17 protein-coding genes are annotated in these 23,203 nt (G+C 53.2%); 13 read left to right on the top strand and 4 right to left on the bottom strand.

Going from position 1 to position 23,203, the window contains the following annotated elements:
• Positions 1–52: 52 nt before the first annotated feature.
• The 9 genes from AC0AII_RS00085 to AC0AII_RS00045 all read left to right on the top strand — a co-directional run bounded on the left by AC0AII_RS00085 (position 53) and on the right by AC0AII_RS00045 (position 12,113).
• Positions 53–547: a hypothetical protein gene (locus tag AC0AII_RS00085; RefSeq protein WP_490445675.1), complete on the top strand. Its 495-nt coding sequence runs from the start codon at positions 53–55 to the stop codon at positions 545–547.
• On the top strand, positions 547–3,876 hold the full coding sequence (drmA, locus tag AC0AII_RS00080) for a DISARM system helicase DrmA (RefSeq protein ID WP_490445674.1): 3,330 nt from the start codon (positions 547–549) through the stop codon (positions 3,874–3,876). Before AC0AII_RS00085 ends, drmA begins: the two co-directional genes overlap by 1 nt.
• 1 nt (position 3,877) lies before the next feature.
• A complete protein-coding gene (gene drmB, locus AC0AII_RS00075) occupies positions 3,878–5,653 on the top strand; it encodes a DrmB family protein (protein WP_490445673.1) in 1,776 nt (591 codons plus the stop codon).
• A complete protein-coding gene (locus AC0AII_RS00070) occupies positions 5,635–6,294 on the top strand; it encodes a phospholipase D-like domain-containing protein (protein WP_490445672.1) in 660 nt (219 codons plus the stop codon). The genes drmB and AC0AII_RS00070 overlap by 19 nt, the downstream gene beginning before the upstream one ends.
• Before the next feature lie 540 nt (positions 6,295–6,834).
• The gene (locus AC0AII_RS00065; RefSeq protein ID WP_490445671.1) at positions 6,835–7,905 is read left to right on the top strand and encodes an iron-siderophore ABC transporter substrate-binding protein; all 1,071 of its coding nucleotides are present in this window, start codon (positions 6,835–6,837) and stop codon (positions 7,903–7,905) included.
• A gap of 45 nt (positions 7,906–7,950) precedes the next feature.
• Complete coding sequence (locus tag AC0AII_RS00060) at positions 7,951–9,000, top strand: FecCD family ABC transporter permease (protein ID WP_490445670.1); 1,050 nt, start codon at positions 7,951–7,953, stop codon at positions 8,998–9,000.
• A 2-nt stretch (positions 9,001–9,002) separates the two neighbouring features.
• Positions 9,003–10,061, top strand: coding sequence for a FecCD family ABC transporter permease (locus AC0AII_RS00055; protein ID WP_490445669.1), 1,059 nt, complete (start codon positions 9,003–9,005; stop codon positions 10,059–10,061).
• A 5-nt stretch (positions 10,062–10,066) separates the two neighbouring features.
• The gene (locus AC0AII_RS00050) at positions 10,067–10,930 is read left to right on the top strand and encodes an ABC transporter ATP-binding protein (protein WP_490445668.1); all 864 of its coding nucleotides are present in this window, start codon (positions 10,067–10,069) and stop codon (positions 10,928–10,930) included.
• 214 nt (positions 10,931–11,144) lie between these two features.
• On the top strand, positions 11,145–12,113 hold the full coding sequence (locus tag AC0AII_RS00045) for a siderophore-interacting protein (RefSeq protein ID WP_490445667.1): 969 nt from the start codon (positions 11,145–11,147) through the stop codon (positions 12,111–12,113).
• Positions 12,114–12,348: 235 nt separating this feature from the next.
• Here the strand turns inward: AC0AII_RS00045 and AC0AII_RS00040 are convergent, their stop codons facing one another.
• From AC0AII_RS00040 to AC0AII_RS00030, 3 genes are all read right to left on the bottom strand, one after another.
• Positions 12,349–12,924 carry an anthranilate synthase component II gene (locus AC0AII_RS00040; RefSeq protein ID WP_490445666.1) on the bottom strand — a complete coding sequence of 192 codons (576 nt, stop codon included), beginning with the start codon at positions 12,922–12,924 and terminating at the stop codon, positions 12,349–12,351.
• Positions 12,905–14,542, bottom strand: coding sequence for an anthranilate synthase component I family protein (locus AC0AII_RS00035; RefSeq protein ID WP_490445665.1), 1,638 nt, complete (start codon positions 14,540–14,542; stop codon positions 12,905–12,907). Before AC0AII_RS00035 ends, AC0AII_RS00040 begins: the two co-directional genes overlap by 20 nt.
• A gap of 869 nt (positions 14,543–15,411) precedes the next feature.
• The gene (locus tag AC0AII_RS00030) at positions 15,412–16,431 is read right to left on the bottom strand and encodes a LacI family DNA-binding transcriptional regulator (protein WP_490446077.1); all 1,020 of its coding nucleotides are present in this window, start codon (positions 16,429–16,431) and stop codon (positions 15,412–15,414) included.
• Positions 16,432–16,676: 245 nt separating this feature from the next.
• Between AC0AII_RS00030 and AC0AII_RS00025 the strand changes: the two genes are divergently transcribed.
• The 4 genes from AC0AII_RS00025 (at position 16,677) to AC0AII_RS00010 (ending at position 22,008) form a co-directional block, all read left to right on the top strand.
• Positions 16,677–18,002 carry an ABC transporter substrate-binding protein gene (locus AC0AII_RS00025; RefSeq protein ID WP_490445664.1) on the top strand — a complete coding sequence of 442 codons (1,326 nt, stop codon included), beginning with the start codon at positions 16,677–16,679 and terminating at the stop codon, positions 18,000–18,002.
• A 178-nt stretch (positions 18,003–18,180) separates the two neighbouring features.
• Positions 18,181–19,122, top strand: coding sequence for a carbohydrate ABC transporter permease (locus AC0AII_RS00020; RefSeq protein ID WP_313838584.1), 942 nt, complete (start codon positions 18,181–18,183; stop codon positions 19,120–19,122).
• 12 nt (positions 19,123–19,134) lie between these two features.
• Entirely contained in the window at positions 19,135–19,953 is an 819-nt protein-coding gene (locus tag AC0AII_RS00015) for a carbohydrate ABC transporter permease (protein ID WP_490445663.1), read from the top strand.
• Between the two features lie 48 nt (positions 19,954–20,001).
• Positions 20,002–22,008 (top strand): glycoside hydrolase family 127 protein, encoded by a 2,007-nt coding sequence (locus tag AC0AII_RS00010; protein WP_490445662.1) that lies wholly within the window; start codon positions 20,002–20,004, stop codon positions 22,006–22,008.
• Positions 22,009–22,504: 496 nt separating this feature from the next.
• On the opposite strand, the gene AC0AII_RS00005 is transcribed toward AC0AII_RS00010, so the two are convergent.
• Positions 22,505–23,203, bottom strand: a 699-nt coding sequence (locus AC0AII_RS00005) for a TIM-barrel domain-containing protein (RefSeq protein WP_490445661.1), incomplete at its 5' end; no start/stop codon positions are given.

The raw sequence follows: 23,203 nt of genomic DNA, 5'->3' as shown, positions 1-23,203 counted from the left end.
AGCATCTGGATTGCCTTGGACGATAACGAGGTCTTCTAACCTAAGGGTTCTTATGGATGAGATCTTTGCAAGAACGTGTTTCGTGGTTACTGTTACTTGGAGATCGATCAATAACAGCAACAACGATTCTAAACAATTCTCGCTTGGTCACAATTACGCGCCTTTTTATTCCAACACCCATTGCAAACCCAGAACGGAGAGATTGTTCTCCATCATCCTTGAGGAAGATCCGGACGTGTTCGGCTTGATCAAGCCACCGTTGAATCAACTCAGCTTGTTCTGGAAAGTTTCTCAATGGCACAGCCCTAGCTTTCTCCTGGCAACCACGACCGGGAAATACACGGTCGAAGCCAGAGCAATCAACGAAGTTAATAACAAGAAGACTTCTTCCAAGGCGTGTGAAGGCGTCCAGTGGCGCCACTTCGCAGCGACAGCCAATCAGGACCAAACCACATGGGAATACCAGCCGATCTTCACTGACAATATTCATCCCGGGAACACCAGCAAATACACCCTCGGAACAGCACATTCCGTAAAGGAGGACTAATGGCTGACAGATTCAAGTACGCCGAAGTACGGCAGAAAATCATAGACGCAATCCGAACTGACCTGATCGGCCCAAGTTCTTCGAAGGAAAAGCTGGATGAGAATCCGCGCTACGCATACCTTGTCGGCAAGCTCGAACCGCAACGTGATGAGAATGCGCCAGACGAGAACGAGCAGGAAATCGAAGCTGACATTGATCACGACAAAGGCGAGGACTTTACTGCCGGTAAGGGTGACGACAACGAGCCGATATCCACCACGAAATTCGAGCTGCCATCATCCATTGGCATCAGCTTCTACGTGGAAAGCAGTCTCGACTGCATCTGTCTGGATGTGACGTGGGGAGACTATACAAAATCAACAGAAAAGAACGTCGACAAGGATGGAAAGGAACACAGCCACACGGTTTACAAGAGGATTCCAGAGGAGGAAACCGTCCAAGTAAAGTTCAGTGACTTCGGCCGCACAAAGGACTACCCGCTTGTTCAAGATTCAAATGTACATGTCCATGTGTCGCGCATTCTGCTGAAGGACGGGTATTCTCTCATTACTGCCTATGTTGTGAACAAGAGGAGCAATCCGTCTAACGACATCGAGGGACTGATGTTCCAAGTAGGAGTCAAAGCTCATGCGGAGGACGGTTCGGCGGTGTTTATCGCCGAACATATCTGCAGGAATGTTCTTGCGACTGATGAGTTCTACTTCGAACAGCGACCAATCATGGGACGCGGTAGAGGCTGCGCGGCCGTATGGGGAAATACTGAAAACGGCCGAACTAATTATGTTGAATCTGCATTCATTCCAGAATATGAGTATCCCGGTGTCAGTGCTGCACTCAAGGGCTTCTCATCTGAATATTTTTCGACTTGGCAGATGGCGGCCAAGGGTAAAAAGGCGGATACTCTACACAAGCTGAACACGCTTGCCGACTCATACGAGAATTGGATTAAAGAAACGCTGGAAAGCAGCCCAAGGATGAATGATCAGGAATTCCAAGGGCAGGTTGGGAATCTCGTCATCGACCACTGCCGGGATGCACTGCGCAGAATCCGGGACGGCATCCAGATCATTGAGACTGACGAGGTCTCCTTTGAAGCGTTCAGCTTCATGAACAGCGTGATTTTCATGCAGAACAGCATCAAGAACTACGCGAAGAAGCATAGAAAAGGCATCGAATGCAATTTCGAAGAGTTTCTCGATCCAAATAACCCGAAGAACGAGTTCGCCTGGAGACCGTTCCAGATTGCCTTTATCCTGATGAATCTCAGGGGCATCGTGCATCCGGAAGATCCTGAGCGGGAAATCGTCGACCTGCTCTACTTCCCGACCGGCGGCGGAAAGACGGAGGCCTATCTCGGACTCATGGCTTTCACTATCGCCAACAGGCGTCTGAGAGCTTCTGATGCTGACAAATACAATCATGACGGCGGCGTGACCATCATTTTGCGCTACACGCTCAGACTGCTAACGACCCAGCAGCGCGACCGTATCACAAGGATGGTTGTCGCCGCAGAGCTTGTCAGACAGAAAAGCTATCCCCGTTACGGATCGGAGCCAATCAGCATCGGTTTCTGGGTCGGAGGTGGAGTGACTCCAAACAAGTTCGAAGACTTGAAAGAAAAGTCGGTAGAATCTTACGAGACACGAAGCCAGAAAAATCTACTTTACAAGCAGCTTCTTACTTGCCCACTCTGTGGCATGCCTCTCACAAAGGACGATTTTTATATCTCGCCGGAAGAGAAATCCGTAGAAATATATTGCTCGGACAAGCACTGTAAGTTCTATAAATATCCAAAGACCGGAGAGCGTATTTCGATTCCGGTATATTTGGTTGACGAGGAAATCTACGCAAAATGTCCGACTATCATCTTGTCAACAGTCGACAAGTTCGCTAGGCTGCCGTGGGACGTGAACACGAATGCTCTGTTCGGAAGAGTTGACCGCAAGTGCAGCCGCCATGGATACATTGCGATTGGTGTAAAACATCCGAAACACAGGAAGACAGCTAGTCTTCCTGCTGCAGAGATTACGCCGGTGAAACCGTTTCTTCCTCCCGAGTTGATTATCCAGGACGAGCTTCATCTAATCACTGGGCCTCTTGGAACTATCTATGGTGCTTATGAAACAATTATTGAAGACATGTGCACACACGATGAAATCAAGCCAAAGTACGTGGTCTCCACGGCAACAATAAAAAACGCAGACAATCAGGCGAAAAGCTTGTACGCCAGAAATACAACGAAACAATTTCCTCCGAATGGCTTCGAGATCGGCGACAGCTTCTTTATACGTGAAATCCCGGTCGAAGAAGATCCATTCCGGAAATATGTCGGGATTTGTGCTCCTGGGCAGTCTATGAAGACGGCCTTGCTGAGAACTTATGCCATCATTCTGCAGGCAGCCTACACATTCTCCCTACAAGAAAAGTACAAGGACGTCATTGATCCTTACTACACCTTAATTGGATATTTCAACAGTATCAGAGAACTTGGAGGCACAGTCCGACTTCTGCAGGATGATATTCCTGACAGAATCAAGCGAATTCAAAAACGCTACCACTGCAAGAAACGACGTTTTCTGAATAAGAATGACGAGATAACATCCCGAATGTCGTCATGGAAAATACCAGAAAAACTCAACCAGCTTGAGCTGCTTTATACCGCAAAGGATTGCATTGACACAGCCCTCGCAACGAATATGATTGCAGCTGGTATGGATGTAGACCGGCTTGGACTTATGGTCGTTACGGGCCAGCCAAAGCAGAACTCCGAATACATCCAAGCGACAAGCCGTATAGGGCGTGCTTACCCAGGACTCGTCGTGACGCTGTATAACGCATACCGTCCGCGGGACCTTTCGCATTACGAGAACTTCACTGGCTACCATGCGCAGCTTTACAGGTTTGTCGAAGGGACAACTGCCACTCCGTTCTCTGCAAGAGCACGTGATCGTGTTCTACATGCACTTGTTATTTCCGCCATAAGACTTCTATACCCGGCAATGGCTGACAACAAGGATGCCGCGGCAATAAATTCTCTGTCACAGGATCAGATCAATGCTGTGAAGAAGATGATTCTTGACCGGATAAGGATCGTCAAGCCATCAGCAAGAGCCGATACGAATGAAGAAATTGACCAATTCATCGATTGGTGGAAGTCAAAGGCAACTCAGGATGACAGGCCTCTTCGCTATTACGTTTTAGGAACCGAAAAATACAGCAGGCTTATGAACGGATATGAACAGCTTCATATCGAAAGTGAAAAACCTACTTTACGATCGATGCGCGATGTGGAGAGCGCAGCAAATATGTACTACTACACGGAGGACTAATATGGCTGGATACTACAATAACAAACTTGGCGAACTGCACCCGAATCAGATCATTACAACTTTTGGACCGGGATCAGTTGTAGATGCTGTCAAAGACTCTGTGACTATTCTTGATATCCCGTACTGGAGGGACAAAGGAAAGAAGATAATAGACGGTCGGCTTGCATCCTACCTGAACGTCGATGCCTTCTATATGCCGAGAACTACCTCCGCGCATGACATACCTGTCGTTACTTTTCCTTACTGGCATGTTTGCTCCAACATCAAATGTGGGAGACTTTTTGATGCAAGAGAGGGTATCGACAATGATCTTGACAAATATCTGAGATATGGCGCTAGCTGCCCCGACTGCGGCTGGCGTGCTTATCCTGCCCGTTTCATAACAATCTGCGAAAACGGGCACATATCAGATTTCCCGTGGAACTGGTGGGTTCATCACGGAGTTACTCATTGCGAAGGAAAAATGAGAATGTACTCCACCGGAAATACGTCCACGCTGTCGGATATGTGCGTGAAGTGCTCCTGCGGCATGCACAGAAGCATGAGCGGGGCCACGCAGGCCGGAAACTTCGAGGGGCTGTCTTGCTGCGGCATGCACCCGTTCCGACCACATAGTGGAAACGAACATTGCGAGAAACCAGTCATCCCGTCACAACGAGGCGCATCGAACGTGTACTTTGCTGTGACCAGAAGTGCCATATCTATTCCGCCATGGATCAACCCCCTTTACAACCTGATAGACGAGCATCTTCGGGATATTGAACAGGCAAAAAAGATGGCTGTAAGACTCCTAGGCACCGAGGAAGAAGGTCTTCAGCAGATTTACGAACAGTACTTTTCTGATTATTCACGCGAGGAATTTAATGCAGCCTATGAGCGGCGCATGAATAATATCAAAGAGTTCACGGAAATCAAGCGGATGGAGTATGAGGCCATAACGCATCATGATGATCCTACCTATCAGTCTAACAAGAAGCATTTCAAGGCAGAGGAAGACGCTTTGCCCGAATACTTCAAACACTACTTCAACCGGATCATTCGCATAACAAGACTGCGTGAAGTACAGGTCCTTCTTGGCTTCACTCGAGTTGATGCTCCCGATCCTGATGCGGACGAACAGCCGAATGTCGTCTACCTAGCAAAAGGCAGGGATGAACGCTGGCTTCCTGCTGTGGAAGTAAACGGCGAAGGAATCTTCATCGAATTCAACAGGCAAACGCTTGCGAAGTGGCTGGATGAACCGGAAGTCAACGAAATTTCGGGAAAATATACCGTTTCCTATAGGAAATACTGTGAGTCAAAGGGGTGGACGATAATAACGAATCGCAATGCCGTTTATGTCCTCATGCATACCTTTTCCCATCTTCTCATCAAGCAGATGGCCATGTCGTCGGGCTACTCCTCTTCAGCAATCAGGGAAAGAATCTACTTCGGCGATAAGATGGCAGGCGTTCTGCTCTACACGGGAAGTTCCGACAAGGAAGGTTCTCTAGGAGGTCTTGTGGAGCTCGGTACGGCAGACCAGATGACAAGCCTCATGCGGGACGCATTCCAAGAAGCCTTGGTATGCACGAACGATCCAGAGTGCATGAACACGCTTCCAGCAGGACAAAATTTAAACGGAGCTACATGCCATTCGTGCTGCATGATTTCAGAAACTGCTTGCGAGAATGGTAACCGCATGCTTGACCGGGGACTCGTGGTTCCCCTTTCGGAAAGGGAGGAGACTTCATATTTTCGAGAGCTGGTGAATGAGTTGTGTCAGGTGGAGATGTAAAAAGAGAAATACTTCTGAACACTCTAAGGGCAGATGCCGCCAATGGTACCGACAATGCCACAGACCTCCTGCGCAGACAACATCCAAGCTTGTCACCTATAGATTGCACGGAAATAGCTGAAACAATCCAGTCTGCTCTGAACACAGAAAGCACTGACAAGGTCTCGCTTGTCGTGACAGCACCGCCGTCGTTCAGAATTCATGCAAAACCGACGATGACCGTTGTCCGATCATTGATCGAAGGAGCGAAAAGAAACATTCTGATTACCGGATATGCGCTTTCCTCGTATTTCTCGGAACTTACAGACACTATTATTGACAAAAGCCTGAAAGGAATTTTCGTCAAGTTCTTCATTAACAACATCGCGGAACAACCAGAAGCAGACAAATTGCTTCGGCACAAGGGTCACTTCCTTAAAATCTACGACTACAGCAATGAGGAAGATAAGATGGCAGCTTTGCACGCCAAAGTCATTTCTACGGATATGAAACAGACTTTGATTACATCGGCAAATCTGTCCTACCACGGGCAAGAAGGAAACATCGAACTTGGAACACTGATTGAATCAGAGCGCACAGCGAAACAACTCGATGAAATAATGACACAGTTGATCTTCAAAAAAATATTCAAAGAAGAATGATACATGGGGTGATGACGATGTCGGATATTCGGGCGAAGGAACAGCAGCAGAGGCGGAACTGGATGGTTGTTTACTTTGTATGTCATTCAAGCACATACAGCCTTTCCATCAAGGATAAAATCTTGTCAGAGCAGAGACATTGATAAGCTTGCATCCGTCTTTGAGCGTTTTATGGATCTCGGACAAAATTAAGTACTAGCCTCCCTGAAAGACCTTGATATACGACGGTGCTCGCCGGGAATCATCCACCCCCTGTCGAGCACCTTTTCCAATGATGTTCACTTGAAACCTCCGTGGGATCCATTGGCTCTTATCTACGCCACACTGTAGTGGTTGGAGATCAGCTACTGAGCAGCAAAGAACACTGAATTCATTAGGTTACCCATGCCCTTGATCACAAAGACACTATGGTCGGCATATGCTCCGTTTAACACACGCAACCAGGGAAATCAACTCTTTTCTTCCCGTCGCGCCGATGCTACATCTGGTACCTGGCTCTGGTGCACCATGCCAATTCGACAGCACGATCAAAGGAACCACATGCACATTCGACCACTCCTTTCCCTCGCTCGATTCAAGCGCGCTATCGCAGTCATCCTGGTGCTGGCAAGCGCCCTCTTCTTCCTGGGCGCCTGCGGATCGGGCCCGCAGGCAGGCCAGTCCAGCCATTCAGAAGCTTCGGGAGGGCAGGGCTCCTTCCCCGTCAAGATCGATCATGTTTACGGCACCACCTCGATACCTGCCAAGCCCAAGCGCATCGCCACCGTCGGATGGGCCACTCCCGACAACCTCATCGCCTTGGGGGTCGTGCCGGTCAGCATCCAGAAGAACTCCTTCGGCAAGACCGTGGATGGAGGGTATCTGCCCTGGACCAAGGATGCCCTGGATGAAATGCATGTGGCCAAGGCGGATATGCCCAAGCTGCATGACGAATCGGACGGCATCGATGTCGAGGCCATCGCCGCGTCCAAACCCGATCTGATCATCGGCCTGCTCTCCGGCATGACCAAGAAGCAGTATGACACCTTGAGCAAGATTGCGCCAACAATCGCCTATCAAGAGGTTGCCTGGGGCGACCCCTGGCGCAAGGTCATCACGTCCACAGCCAAAGCCATCGGAGAACCCGAAAAGGGCAAGCAGCTGATAGCCGACCTGGAGAAGCGCATCTCAAAGGCCGGAGAGACCCAACCGGCCATCAAGGGCAAGACCGCGGCAGTGATGTATTTCGATGCCTCCAAGCTCTCCAAGTTCAGCGTCTACACCACCTCCGACGCCCGGCCTCAGTTCCTGAACGACCTCGGTATGGAGACTCCGGAGTCCATCAAGGAGGACTCCAAGAGCACCAAGAACTTCTACAAGGAGATCTCCTCCGAGCATGCCGACAGGTACAAGGATGTCGACATCATCGTTACCTACGGCACCCCGGACCTGCTTGAAGCGATGCGCAAGGACCCCCTCCTCTCCAAGATTCCCGCAGTTGAGCGCGGATCCGTCGTGGTCATCGACAGTGACGGCGAGATGGCCAATGCCCTTGACCCCTCGGCCCTGTCCATCCAAAAGACGACCAACACCTACGCGCAACTTCTGGGCGAGGCTGCCGCCAAGGTCTGATCAGGCCGCAGGTAAGGGGATGAAAGAGGGGGAGGTGGCGCATATATGCGGTCGGGAGTGACTTCGCACCCAGGCACCCGGCGGACAGCCATGCATCGCAACGGAAACGGGCCCGTGGTCCTGTCCGGTCTGATTCTGGCGGTCTGCCTGGTCATGGTCTGCGCCCTGTCCCTGGTTTTCGGCTCCCGCTCCGTCAGCCCTTCCGACATCCTCCACGCCCTGTCCGCCTCCTCGGATGACATCGCGGTCTCGGCCATCCGCCTGAGAATCCCCCGCACCGTCCTCGGCCTCCTGGTCGGTGCCGGGCTCGGGGTGGCCGGGACCCTGATGCAGGGCATATCACGCAATCCACTGGCGGACCCGTCGATTCTGGGGTTCAATACGGGGGCGGCCCTGGCGATTGTCTGCTCCATAGCCTTCTTCTCCCTATCGACCCCGGCCCAGTATGTCTGGGTGGGACTGCTAGGCAGTGCGACGACCGCACTGGTCGTCTGGGGAATAGGCTCTCTGGGACCATCCGGTCCATCTCCGCTACGGCTGACCCTGGCCGGTGTCGTGATCAGTTCGGTACTGGGGTCTCTTACCTCCGCCATCCTTCTGCCGCGCGTCAATGTCATCAGCTCATATCGCTTCTGGCAGGTGGGCGGAATCTCGGGCGCCCGGTTCGACCTCATGATGCCGGTCCTGCCTCTTCTCGCTCTTGGACTGATACTCGCCTTCTGCCTGACGCCCGGAATCAACGCCTTGACCCTGGGTGATCAGATGGCCGAAGGACTGGGTATGCACGTCGGACGTGTCCGCAGCCTGGCCTGGCTTGCGGCGATACTCCTCTGCGCCTCCTGCACGGCACTGGCGGGTCCGATTGGCTTCGTCGGACTGGTGGTCCCCCATGTGGCACGACTGCTCATAGGACCCGACTACAGGCGAATCATGGCCTTGAGCATCCTTATCGGACCCCTCCTGGTGGTCGGCGCCGACGTGGTGGGCAGGATGATCACCCGTCCATCCGATGTGGAGGTCGGCATCGTCACGGCACTGATTGGGGCTCCCGTATTCGTGATTCTGGCCGGGCGCAGAAGAACGGCGGAGGTATAGGCATGGATGCTTGTTCCCTCTATGATTCGCGTAGGCACGATGCGATGACCGACCTGCAACGGATACGACGGACCCATACCGTTCGCTCACTGGCGGTCACCATGCTGCTTGTGATACTCCTGGTTGCTCTCGCGCTGTCCGACCTGGCTCTGGGACATCGCACATACTCCATGAACGACCTGATTGGAGCACTCCTGGGGCAGGGGGACGAGGGGACCAGGTTCGTGATTCTCCAACTCCGTATGTCCAGGACGCTGATCGGCTGCGTCGCCGGCATCGCATTCGGTATGGCCGGGATTGGTTTCCAGCATCTCCTGCGCAACATGATGGCCAGCCCGGATATCATCGGCATCACGGCCGGAGCCAACATGGCCGCCATCTTCGGCATTGTCGTATTGGGCCTGTCGGGCATGCCTCTGGCCTGCCTGGCGGTCATGGGCGGTCTCCTGACAGCCCTCCTGGTCATGGCCCTGGCCTGGCGTGGTTCGTTCGACCCGACCCGGCTGATACTGATCGGAATCGGAGTGGCCGCAGGGTTCAATGCTCTGGGTTCCTGGCTGATGATTCGCAGCAGCCAATGGGACATCCAGACAGCTACCCGATGGTTGACGGGCAGCCTGGCCGATGCCCAGTGGACCGATCTGCCCATACTGGCAACAACAACCCTGGTCGGCGCCATGCTCCTGTTGGCACTCGACAGGAATGTCAGCACACTGCAGTTGGGACCGGAGATGGCCGCCGGACTGGGAGTCAGGGTAAGCCGTGTCCAGTTCGAGGTGATCATCGTGGGTGTGCTGCTCCTGGCCGTCGCAACGGCGACCACCGGTCCCATCTCCTTTGTTTCGTTCCTCTCCGGCCCCATCGCCGCAGTCCTGGTTGGTCGGGGAACATCGGCCCTTGCCCAGTCGGGCCTGGTGGGGGGTTGCCTGGTTCTGGGGTCGGACATCGTCGCCCAGCATCTGCCCACAACCCAGGTGCCGGTCGGCATTATCACCAGCATTGTGGGCGGCCCCGTCCTCATCCTGATCATGGTCCTCATGACCCGCAGACAGGAGCTCTGAACATCATGACGTCACCCCCGGCACACGACTCATGGAGCAGCGCGCATAGGCTGACCGCCTCGCACCTTCGCCTCACCTATGGCGGGCGTACGGTCATCGAGGACCTGAGTCTGGATATACCCCCACACACGATGGGGTCCATCATCGGACCCAACGGGTGCGGAAAATCAACCTTCCTCAAGGCCATGGCCAGGATACTGAAACCTGCCTCGGGGGCCGTCATGCTGGATGGAGAGCCCATCACCAGCATCCCCACCCGCAAGGTTGCAACGATTCTGGGGCTGCTGCCACAGAACCCGTCAGCCCCCGCCGGCATCACCATCGCCGACCTGGTCGCTCGCGGCCGATACCCCCACCACCACTTCGTCGAACGGTGGACGACCAAGGACGAAAAGGCGGTGGAACGGGCCCTTGCCCTGACCGGACTGACCGATATGGCGGGGTGTCCAATCGACCGCCTGTCCGGAGGCCAGCGCCAGCGCGCCTGGATTGCCCTGACCCTCGCCCAGCAGACCGACATACTCCTTCTTGACGAGCCGACCACTTATCTCGACATCGCCTACCAGCTTGAGGTGCTTGACCTGCTGAGCACCCTGAACAGGCAGGAGGGCGTCACGGTGGTCATGGTTCTCCACGACCTGAACATGGCCGCCAGATATTCGGATTGGATCCTGGCCATCAAGGGTGGCAGGAGGGTCGCTTTGGGCGCTCCCGACGAGGTCATGACCGAGAACCTGGTCACGGAGGTGTTCGACATCGCGTCCACCGTGGTAACTGATAGGTCAACCGGCACCCCGCTGATGACCCCGGCGCCCCTCCATTGCCTCGAAGCCCACTCTGGCGGGGCTCGTAATGCGCACGTACACTGAAATGACTCGGCAGGACGACATCAAACAATCCAATGATGTAAAACCTTTGACGTAAACCCCTTCGTCCTGCTCTCCACATCACTACCACCAACGTCCCAACCAGAAAGCCTCAAAACCACCGACTCACGAGCCGTGACAACCTGAACGGAGTCCCGTCCTCAGACAACTTGACGTCCAGGTCAACCCATAAACCCCAACCGAAAGAGAGCCAGCCATGGAACACCAAGCCAGTCGTCCTGTACCCTTGATCCCCTTCCGCGTCACCGTAGCCAGAGCGGAGACGCTCTCTCCCCATTTCAAACGAATCGTCTTTCAGGGACCAGATTTACAGAATTTTGCAGATGCTGGGTACGATGAACGAATCAAAATCCTCTTGCCCCTCCCAGACGGTTCACTTCCGGCCCCTTCATTCTTCGAAGCATCCCCCGAAGATCCGCTTGCCTGGTACCAAAAGTGGAGGACCCTACCCGCAGAGCGCCGCAATCCCCTGCGCACCTATACGGTTCGCAAGGTCAGGCACGAGAGCGAGCAAATCGATGTGGACTTCGTCATCCACGATCATGCCGGCCCGGCTGGAGCCTTCGCAGAGGCTGCCAAACCTGGCGACCAGGCCATTATTATCGGCCCGAATGCACAAGCCGGAGGACCGGTTGCGGGGATGGACTTTCACCCGGGGCAATCCAGACATCTTCTCCTGGTAGGCGACGAGACGGCAGTACCAGCCATCGCGGCCATAATGGACAGCCTGATCCGCGACCACTGGCAGGGTGACGGGGTGGCATTGATCGAGGTCCCGACCGAAGAGGATCGTCTTCCGCTGCCCGAGCACGCAGGAATCCGCGTCATTTGGACGACCTGCGACGAATCCGGGCATGGGCATGCCCTTATCGAAGCCATGCGCAGCCTCCTGGAGAACCTGCCGATCCATTCGCCTACGACCGCAGCCACTGAAGCTCCTAAGGAATTTACAGAGATCGATATCGATAAGGAGCTGCTCTGGGAGACTGCCGATGCTGCCCAAGCCGATGCCTCCATTCATGCCGACGACCTGTACGCCTGGATCGCCGGAGAGGCAGCCACTGTCCGCGAACTGAGGCGCATGCTGGTCAGAGACCGAGGAATGGACCGGCGCAACGTCTCTTTCATGGGATATTGGCGCCAGGGCCGCAGCGAAATGTCCTGACCGCCGAACCTCACACGCGTGCGGCCACCCACCTCTGTCTTCCCTGACCTATGAGTTCAGCGAGCGGTCGCACAAGTTTCCCTGACCGTGTGAGTGTCAGGTCACGGGCTGCCGAATTGAATCCGCTGCAGCATCTTGCTGGACTTACGCAGACAGGTCACAGGACTTGCTTGTTGCATAGCAGATTGCAAGGAAAACAACCCGGTCCGGTTCTGATGAGACAGTCCCTGTCAAATTAGCCGCAGTACTCCCGGAAGAAGTTACCAATCACCTGGTGACCATACTGGCTGCCGATGCTCTCGGGGTGGAATTGGACACCCTCCATGAGCGATCGCGCCCGTCTCAGGCCCATCACATACCCGTCCAGAAGCGAGCGCGCACTGATCTCCAGATCGGCGACCTGCCCGACCGAGGTCTCATCGGCAACCAGGGAATGGTACCTGGTCACCTCAAAGGTGTCGGGCAACCCTGTGAAGCAGCCCTTCCCGTCGTTTCTTATCCGGCTCACCTTACCGTGCTGACGGCTTGAGGCCCTGACCACCTGGGCTCCGGCATGTACTGCGATGGCCTGCATGCCCAGGCAGATGCCGAATACCGGCTTCCGTCCCGCAACCCGGTCAAGGAGCTCCAGGTAGCCGCAGTCCTCCGGATGGCCCGGTCCAGGGCCCAGGATGACCGCATCGAAGGTGAGTGGATCCACCTCGGCAAGGTGGTTCACCCGGACAATGGTCGTATCGGCGCCCAACAGGTCCACGTAGTTCTTGACCACATAGACGAAACTGTCGAAGGCATCAACCAGCAAGACTCTCATGGGCCAGCTCCTTTCCGGTGATGGCCAGATAGGCCGAACTCATCTTCTTCATGGTTTCCTGCCATTCGCTTTCCGGCTGAGAATCCTCGACGATTCCGGCCGAGGCGCGTAGGTGGTACCTGCCCGAATGGTAGGAGGCCGTCCTTATGCACAGCGCCGTCAGGACCTGGCCGTCAAATCCGAGGAAGCCCACCGCCCCGGCATATACCCCGCGCGAACCGACCTCGGTCTCCTCGATGATCTCCACGGCGCGCACCTTGGGGGTTCCTGTCATGGTGCCGGCAGGGAAGGCGGCCGAGAAGACGTCGTACTTGTCCAGGCCAGGCCGGATTCGACCGACCACATCCGAGACCATATGAATGACGTGGGAGTAAACCTCGGTGGTCATCAGCCGGTCCACCTCCAAGGATTCGGGTGTGCAGCACCTGGCTACGTCGTTGCGCCCCAAATCCACCAGCATCAGGTGTTCGGCCCGTTCCTTGGGGTCGCCGGTCAGCTGCCTGATGGCCGCCTGGCGGGCCTCATCATCTCCGGGATTGCCGACAGTTCCTGCGATGGGCCTCAGGGTTATGTCACCATCAGGGGTCAGTCCGATGAAGAGCTCGGGGCTGGCGCCGATGACATGCACCCCTTGGGGAGTCACGAAGTAATACATATAGGGGGACGGATCCTGCAGACGCAACCGCTGGTAGACCTGGAAGGGTGGAATCCTGGAGTCCACCTGAATCTCATGCCCGAGCTGGAGCTGGTACACATCTCCCTGGGCTATGTGCTCCTTGCCCTTGGCAAACCACCGATAGAAGAGGTCCCGGTCAATCGTGTCGTGGGCCTTATATGGATAGTCCGGCCCTATGCCATCCTGTATGCCACCATGGTCAGCATGCGATTCAGAAGATTGCTCCGACAATACGTCGGATTTGAGCAGCTCCACCACCTCTTCCAACGACACGAATCCATGACCGTGCCCGCCGCTTTCAATTGCCGCATTCTGGATCTGTGCACCAGACCGTGTAGAAGATCCGCGCTCTCGCAGATTTTCCCCGCCCTCTGGAATGCCGCACTCGGCCGAACCCTCTTCGGCATAAATCAAAGTGGCGCAGTAGCCGCCAGCCTTCAGATCCAAGGTGATGATTCCCCGATAAAGAGTCAACGAGATGACCGGCAAGGCCGCGTCCCTTGGTATGCGCTCCTCCAGATCCTCGATCATGAAGATGGTGTCATACCCGAAGTAGCCGAACCAGCCCATTCCGAAGGGGCCTTCGTGGTCGCCGCTGATGGCGAAGGAGGATTCCAGCCGCCTCAGCACTGCAAAGACTTCCTGGATGCCGGAGACCGGAAGATGGACCACTCCCTGCTCAATCGGGCCAAAGGGCTCCAGCATCCCAGTCAGCTGAGCATTGTCCAAAGGATCGATGGTCATGACATGGTCCGTCACGCTCAGGGTCAGCATCGGCTCGAACCCGATAACTGAGCGCTTCCGGTCCTTGTCGGGGCCACTCAGAGACTCCAGGAGGAAGAGCTGATCCTCCCGATATCTGATGCACAGCCGCCTGTAGATGGCCAGAGCATCGAGGTCGCTGGAAAACCTGTGAGATTCCATAGTTACGTTGATAGTCATTAGGGGACTTCCTAGGTCAAATGCTCGGCTTGAAACGACAGCGAAACCCCACCTGATGCCGAGTCAGTACGCCATGGATATGGATTTCCTATGGCAGCATGTCCGCAGATAATACAAGAGCAACCTCAAACACCGAGGCAAATAGAGGAATCAGAAGAAGAACCGGCTAAAACATCAACGCCATCGGGCATCGACATAGAAGAAGGCACCCTTGGGCAACCAAGGCTTCAGTGATGTCGTTTTCTCCATGGCCATGATGCTAGAGCACCAGGATGCGAACACCCAACCGATATCCATCATTCGGACGCAATCTGTTCATTTCAATAGATGCCGATGTCAGCGACGAAATCAGCCGTCTTTGACGATGCCATGGACGGTGGCATGCGTGACGCTTTCCTCAAACTCAACAATTAAGCCTGCTTATCCGGTAATGACATGAGCCTTCCTGATCGCTGATGCCCTATGCTCAACATGGCGAATGAAGGCAGATGAACTTCGTTGGCGTAAGCAGAGCGGCTCGGATTCCGATATGGCGTTGAAAGGACTTTCATAATATGGCTCATTCGCAGTGCCTACCTACTGGATTCAGCTAGAACATCCAACAATCCACCCTCTTATGCCTTATAAAATTTGATCCCTAAACCCATAATTCGACTATCCACAAGATATTCAGACATTACACAGAACGATTGCAACAGCCTTGTGCATCACAATGTCGGAAGAAAGGCTAGATTGACACTTGCCAAACACGGTTGCTGGAGTAACACCTGAAAAGCAAGAAAGTGTATTGCACTATCTATGTGCCTTACTCCGCCGCCATTGAAGACGCCTGACACAGGTATCCCCACCGGTATTACTGACCATAAATGCTAATCAAGCAGCACCGTCGATCCCCGCTGTATAAGACGACAAGGCAGATAGCGGATGCCATGGTGGGGCTTACCCCCTATGGCATCCAGAAGCATCTGTGCAGCCTGACTGCCGATTTCAATGGCGTTATTGTCAATGCTGGTAAGTTCTGGACGGGAAATGTCAACCAACTCGCTCCAATTGTCATGTCCGACAACCGCGACATCTTCGGGAACCCGAATCCCGCGCTCCTTCAACACGTCAATGCAACCCCGCGCTATCTGGTCATTCTGACACACAACCGCATCAAAATCGACATCCTGATCGAGCAACAACCTAGTGGCCCCCCTTCCCCAAGAGCCGTCCCACTGACCGAATCGAACAGGACCCGCTGGCCTCAGGCCAGCTTCTTTGAGTGCAGTCATAGAGCCCTTGGTCCGGTCCTGTGATGCTGCGAAGGTTCCATCCCCACCAATTATGGCAATTTTGTGGCGGCCACAGGAAATGAGATGGTTGACGGCCATTTTCCCGGCATCAACGTTATCGCACGTGATTGAAGCATCGTTCGGATCTGTAGAGGGAGCATAAGCGTACACCAAGGGTACATTCAAATCAGAACCCCATGATGCACGGGGGTCAGTCTCTCTTCCCATCAGAATGAAACCGTCGACTTTCAAGGAAAGCAATTTCCTGACATGCAAAGCCTCCAAGGACGGATCGCCCCGAGCGTTGGTCAGGAGAACCGAGAAGGACTCGGCCTCAAGGGTATTCTCGGCACCGATCAGAATCTGAGTCGAGAACCGGCCTTGCATATCCGAGGTAACCAGTCCGACAGTTCCCGTAAGCCCGCTGACCAGCGACTGGGCAAGTTTATTAGGGGTATAGGCCAACTCACTGGCGATCCTCTGGACATGATTCCTGGTTCGTGCACTCACACGTGGATTATCATGAAGGGCTTTTGAAGCGGTGGCCACAGAAACCCCAGCCCGCTCCGCTACATCCACTAGTCTTGCAGATTTTTTTCTTGAGCCCTTTTCCATATTGCCCCCTGGATACATGCCGAAGCCGCTAATCTCAAACAAGTTTACTACTAGTGAAAATAGTGAGTTCATTTATTTCACAACGAAAAATAGAAACTCCAAATTGACATGTTTTTACTGATGTTATATATTGTGAAAAGGTTTGAACAGATTGAGCTTTTAGTCTACTAAAAAATCGTCTATTCAAACCGGAATGTACATACAGGAAACCGCTCGAAGAAGAGTTCCGGGCATTGGAGGCCAATATGGTAAATCCTCGTACACCAACATCAATCACAAAGCGCTTATGTCTTGGCCTGATGGCTTCTGTGCTCTGCATCGGCCAACTCGCCGCCTGCGGCAGCAGCAGCGAAGCCAACACAAAAAACATCACGGCGGACGGAACCGACGATGGAACCGAACTGGTCCTTTGGGTTCGCTCTGATAAGGAATCACAGGCTAAGAACGTGGTCAACCTGTACAACAAGTCCCATAAGAACTCCGTCAAACTCAAGCTTGTGCCCAGTGAAGATATGGAGGGAAAAGTAGGTAGCTCTTCCCAGACGGATTCTCTGCCAGATCTTCTGTCAGGAGACGTGGTGAGGATACCATACTGGGCTTCTGAGGGGATTTTCTCTGACATAACCAAGCAGATCAAGGGCCTAAGCAATCTTAAAGACCTGCAACAGGGGCATATCGACGCAGGTACGGTGGAAAACCGAAACTATACATTGCCTTTCTTCACCGATGTTTCAGTCATGGTTTGGAACAAAGATCTCTATAAACAGGCAGGCTTGGATCCCGAGAAGGGACCTGCAACAATTCAGGAATTCCAGCAACAAGCCAAGGCGGTTGCCGCGCTTGACCATGAGGGGGTTGCCGGAACCTATGTCGGCGGCCAATGCGGAGGAGCCGATATCTTTATGCTCTTCCCCATGGTTTGGGCCAGCGGAGACCAAGTCATGAATAAGGAAGGTACCAAATCCTTGCTAGATGGCCCCTCCGCTAAGAAGGTGTATGAAGCATACAGAGACCTGGCAGAGACTAAAAATGGAATCGGCGCAGGCTCCAAGGAAGAGAACTGTTCAACGTGGACGACCCCCTTCCTCAACGGCAAGATTGGCGTCATGCCATACTCCGGTACTGCCATTGCTTCCCTGATAAAGAACGAGCAGAATGGCGGATTCCACTTTGGCGTCGCTCCTATCCCAGGCACCAAGGAAGGCAAAGGATCGACTTTCTTAGGCGGAGATGCCATAGGCATCAGCAAGGATTCAAAGAAGACCGACCAGGCATGGAACTTCCTCAAGTGGCTGACAGGAGAAAAGGCGCAGCAAGGTGCCTTCGCTGACAAAGGTGACACGGCCGCAAATCTGAAAGTGCTCAAAAATGGGTACAGCCAATCAGATCCGCGGATACAGATCGAGAACAGCACTCTAGCAAATGGCCGCACACCAGTCTCTCCACATTTCAATGAAGCATTCAACGCTTCCGGATCACCATGGCAGATTCTTCTGCAGAATCAAATATGGGGAGATGCCTCAAAGCTCGAAGCCGACAATAAGGCGATAACGGCTGTCCTCAGTCAGTGATTGGCATACTCATCCGTCGACTCTTTGGTAAGGTGCCCTGCGAAGTTGAAAACAGTAGGGTACCTTGCCATTGCTCATACCTTGAAGCTCATTGAAATCGCTTAATCCACAGCTAAAAGCGTCTGCAATACCCCACTCGTATATGCGCATTCTATCTGCATCCATGAAAGGAAACACAATGGCCGGTCAAAATACGCGGAATCCGGCACGCGGCAAAAGATCCAAAAATCATGGCTTGACTGATGTCGAAAAGGCCGAGACTAGACGAGGATGGCTCTACGCACTCCCTGATTGGGTGTTCATAGTCACCCTGCTCTTTATCCCATGCCTTCTCCTGGTCGTCATGGCATGTTCACGCTGGGGCCTAATGAGCGGAAGCCGGGGATTCAACTTCCCTGACAACTTCATCAAGGTATTCCAGCATCCATTACTCGGCCAATCCATTGTTTTCACTCTCGAGTACACGGTCATCGTGACTGTGATCCTCCTGGCCTTGGGATTGGGATTGGCTTTGATCGTGCAGGAATCAAGCCGGTGGAACAGCATTCTCCGAACCTGCTTCCTTTTGCCTAGCGCCACAGGTCTGGCCTCCGCGTCACTTCTTTTCTACGCAATGTACTCTCCACAGGTCGGCCCAGTAAGCGGCATCCTCAGTTTCCTGGGACTCATGAATCCGGGCGACTCGGTCCTTGCCACAGGGCGCAGCGCAATGTGGGCGACAATTGTCGTAATCGTGTGGCGTTTCTCCGGATACTACATGCTCCTCATGATGATCGGTCTACAGGCGATACCCGGTGACTTGTATGAAGCGGCCAGGATGGATGGGGCAAGCCCTCTGCGTATCTTCACGTCGATAACCCTGCCTTTGATGCGACCAACCATCATCATGTGTTTGGTCTACTGCGTAACAGGATCAATCCTTGCATTCGACCAATTTTTCATCATCACACGCGGAGGACCCAACAACTCCACCTTGACCGTTGTACAGCTCATTTACAGCTTCGCCTTTGAATCTAAGAAGGACCTAGGCATGGCCGCTGCCCTGTCGCTATGTGTGTTGATGGCCCTGATTGTATTGAATTCCATTCAGTTGCGCGGCATGCGCGATGATAACGACTGAAAGAAGCAGGTTATGTCTACACCTCGATGGAAAACGTACACGGCACGGATACTTCAGGCCATACTCGCTCTGATCTTCTTAGCGCCTCTGGTCTGGGTGGTGGTCTGTTCCGTGTCTCCACAACCAGGATCATCGCAATCCTCAGGATGGGGATTTGCCAACTACCTCAAACTGGCCCATTACCAGGAAGGTCTACTGCATTATGTTCTGAATTCGGTGATCGTTACTGTCATTGCCGTAGTTTTCTCAGTTGTCGTTTGTACCTTGGCTGGGTATTCGTTCAGCCGCTTCCGTTATCCTGGAAGAAATCTGGGGTTCATGGTGACACTCAGCATACTGATGGTGCCTTATGCTTCCTTGCTGATTCCTATGATGGTTTGGTTCAAGAACATCGGCCTGAATGACTCCCTGGTCGGAGTAGGGCTGGTTCTGACACTTTTCCAATTGCCCATGGGTACATTCATCATGCGCATCGCCTTCAATACGGTTCCGAAATCTCTGGAGGAAGCGGCCCTATGCGATGGTTGCAATTCTTTCACGGCCCTGGTTCGCATACTTGTCCCGTCCGTCCTCCCGTCCATGATCACAGTTGGGCTCCTAGCCTTCCTCGAAGCTTGGAACAACTTCATGATTCCCCTCTACCTGGTCGGTTCAGAGAACGCACCGTTGCCTCTTGCCATGGTCAACATGCGTTCCCAAGCCTTGGGCGCCATAGACTATGGCATAACCGAGGCAGGTGTTGTAGTCCTGATGATTCCTTGCGCATTTCTCTTCCTCGCCCTGCAGAAATACTATGTGCGAGGGTTCATGTCCGGTGCTGTCAAGGGATAAAAGTCCTCAGGAAGCAAAGCATCCGTCGCTCAACACACAAGGAAAGTCATGTCAATCTCCAACAATATTTCAGTTGAAATCACCTCGGAATTCTGGAACAATTATCGACAACTGATCGCGGAAAAAGTTCTGCCCTATCAGTGGTCGGTCATGGCCGACGAAAGGCAATACAGCACTCCTAAGGACCCTTCGTCGGGACAAATGTCAGAACCCCCGAGAGGCCATACCCTACGTAACCTTGAAATTGCGGCGGGGCTCAAATCAGGACATCACACGGGATACCAATTCCAGGACTCGGATCTCTACAAATGGCTGGAAGCTGTCGCCTACACTCTTCAATATCGGTACGATAAGGATCTGCGCACCCTGGCAGACCGACTCATTGATCTGATCAGTATGGCTCAAGACAAAGATGGATACTTGGTCACTCTTTTCCAAATTGACGCGCCAAAGGAGCGATTCCACAGACTCCGCCAATCACATGAGCTCTATACAATGGGGCACTACATCGAAGCTGCTACAGCCTACTACAGAAGCACAGGCAACGAAAAAGCCTTGCTCATTGCACGTGGCATGGCAGATTGCATTGATGCACATTTCGGCCCAGAAGACGGCAAAATACATGGAGTAGATGGGCATCCTGAGATTGAAATAGCTCTTCCTCGTCTTTACGAAGTGACCGGCGAGAGGCGGTATTTGCGACTGGCCTCATTCTTCATTCATGAACGTGGGCAAAATCCGGACTTCTTAGACCAGCAATTCCGTCAAGGCCCCAGTGGAATCCCAGTGCTTGATGACAACCGATTCGATCATGCCTATTACCAGATAGACAAGCCCTTCACTCAGCAGGAATCCGCCAACGGTCATGCCGTAAGGCTAATTTATCTGTGCATTGGGGCAGCCATGGCAGGTCGGCTAACGAATGACACATCACTGATTCAAGAGGCTCAAAAACTCTGGACAGATATCGTCCATCGCCGGATGTATATCACTGGCCAAGTGGGTTCCACACACCAGGGGGAAGCCTTCACTTACGATTACGACCTGCCCAATGGGACGATGTACGGAGAATCTTGCGCCTCAGTGGCTATGGCGATGTTCGCCCGCAGGATGCTTCAGATTGATCAACGCAGTGAATACGCCGATATCCTAGAAAAGGAGCTGTTTAACGGAGCTATCAGTGGGATGTCCCTGGATGGCTCGCATTTCTTCTATGTCAACCCTCTTGATGCAGATCCCGAAGCATCAAGATCCAACCCCGACTATGCTCATGTGCTCACACATCGTGCTGAATGGTTCGGCTGTGCCTGTTGCCCATCGAACATCGCCCGATTAGTTGCCTCTATTGATAAATACATCTATGTTGTCGATCGTCACAACGGCATGGATATCATTTATTCCCATCAATTTATAGCCAACCGGACAAAGTTTGACCACGGAATCGTCATCGACCAGCAAAGCGACTTCCCTCGAACAGGAGAGATCAGATTCGAAATTGACAACCCAGAGAAAGCCCAGTTCTCCTTTGCAATACGCATACCGTCCTGGTCGCAGAAGCACTATACCGTCGTGAGGGACAGTCAGCCTGTCACGACAAAGCCATATCAAGGCTTCGTATTCATAGAAATCGGACCTGATGATAATCATGTATCAATGTCACTCACATTGGATATGGAGCCCAAGGCTATGGTTGCCTCATCAACTGTTCGAGCAGACTCCTACAAGGTGGCGTTCATGCGCGGCCCCCAGGTTTTCTGCGCCGAAGGCGTTGACAATGACCAACCGCTCCATAGGTATCGCATCACCCATGAAGCCCTGCGCTCGCCGAGCAACGAAGTGGAAACCAAGTATCAGAAAGATCTACTGGGCGGTGTTATGACCCTAAAAGTGCCATGTGAACTACAGGAGAATACCTCGCCGAATTTATACGAATCGTATGATTCAGCCCAAGAATCGATAGGCAGCCAAAAGTCAACAATGACGCTGATCCCCTATTATGCCTGGGCTAATCGCGCCGAAGGAGCGATGAGCGTCTGGTTGCATGCAGATTTGTAGACTGTACCTTTCAGCCAAACGTCTGCCGAATTGCCATCCCATCTTAACGATCTCAGATAGGATGGCAATTCGGCCATGGCAATTAACCCTGGCTGGCGCCCTCGGACCTGCATATCTCGGTCAACCCCCTACCGGGGCCCTGAGTGAAGTGATTCATGTATGTCAGCGGAATCGTGGTACTCGTGAAATTAGCTATCACCCGACTAAGAAAATTACTCCACTAATGGGTGTGTTATGAAATCTGAAAGCCAAGGACTTGCCCCGACCTGAAGCAGGATGATGACGACAAACGGAAGAACTTGATATCTGTTGGGCCATTTAGGCCCATCTTGGAGGAAGACGCAGCCAACTGATCACTTAGGTTGGGCATCATTGCCATAAAACAACGATAAAGAAAAGTGCCGCCTCATATTCACAGAACACATCTCCACCATTCGAGCAGAGGAGGCACCGTCGAATTCTTAGGCCCGACGGTGCCCTACAGGACAAGAAGGGCTCAGTCGGAAGCCTCCTGTATAGCCTTTCTTAATCCCTGGCCTCTGCCCTGACGCGCGAAGAGGGGTATAACGTCCAAGGGGGCTTCAACCGTCTGCCATGCACCACCATGGTAAATCTGGCCGTCAGAGAGATTCTCCCATATGGTCTCTTCCCCGCCCGGAAGATAGACTTCTCTAGAACGAGCCCCAGCCTGAACCACAGGAGCCACCAATATATCCGGTCCAAACATATACTCATCGCTCAATCTGGCAGCCCTGTGATCTTGAGGGAACTCATAGAAGAGACCCCGTACGATAGGGTCGCCATCTTTGTGGGCCTGGTCAAATAGCTCACGGAGGTAGGGGCGCATCTTATTTCGAATGGTGATGTACTTTACGAGAATGGCCTCAACCTCCTTACCCATGGACCATGGCTCGTTATCAGCGCCAGAATAGAACCGTGGTGAACCATCCTGGGCCCTGACGACCTCCTTGAACTCCCCCTCCTCTTTCAAAAGCCGTTCATGCGGAGCATCCAAGGCGGCAAGTGATGGGTCATCGGCATGTGGGTGGGAAAGACTGCGGTTGCCGTGGTTCCGCATGACAGGGAGGAAGCAGGAAAATTGAGACCAGCGGATGAATAGTTCTTTGAATTGGGGGTCTTCGATGTCCCCGTCGTGGAAGCCGCCCATGTCGGTGGTGAACCAGGGGATGCCGGC

The sequence above is a fragment of the Bifidobacterium sp. VU/mBH4 (B4) genome (assembly GCF_058199535.1).
The sequence above is the reverse complement of the archived record's forward strand: the minus strand, read 5'-3'. Positions and strand labels throughout refer to the sequence as shown.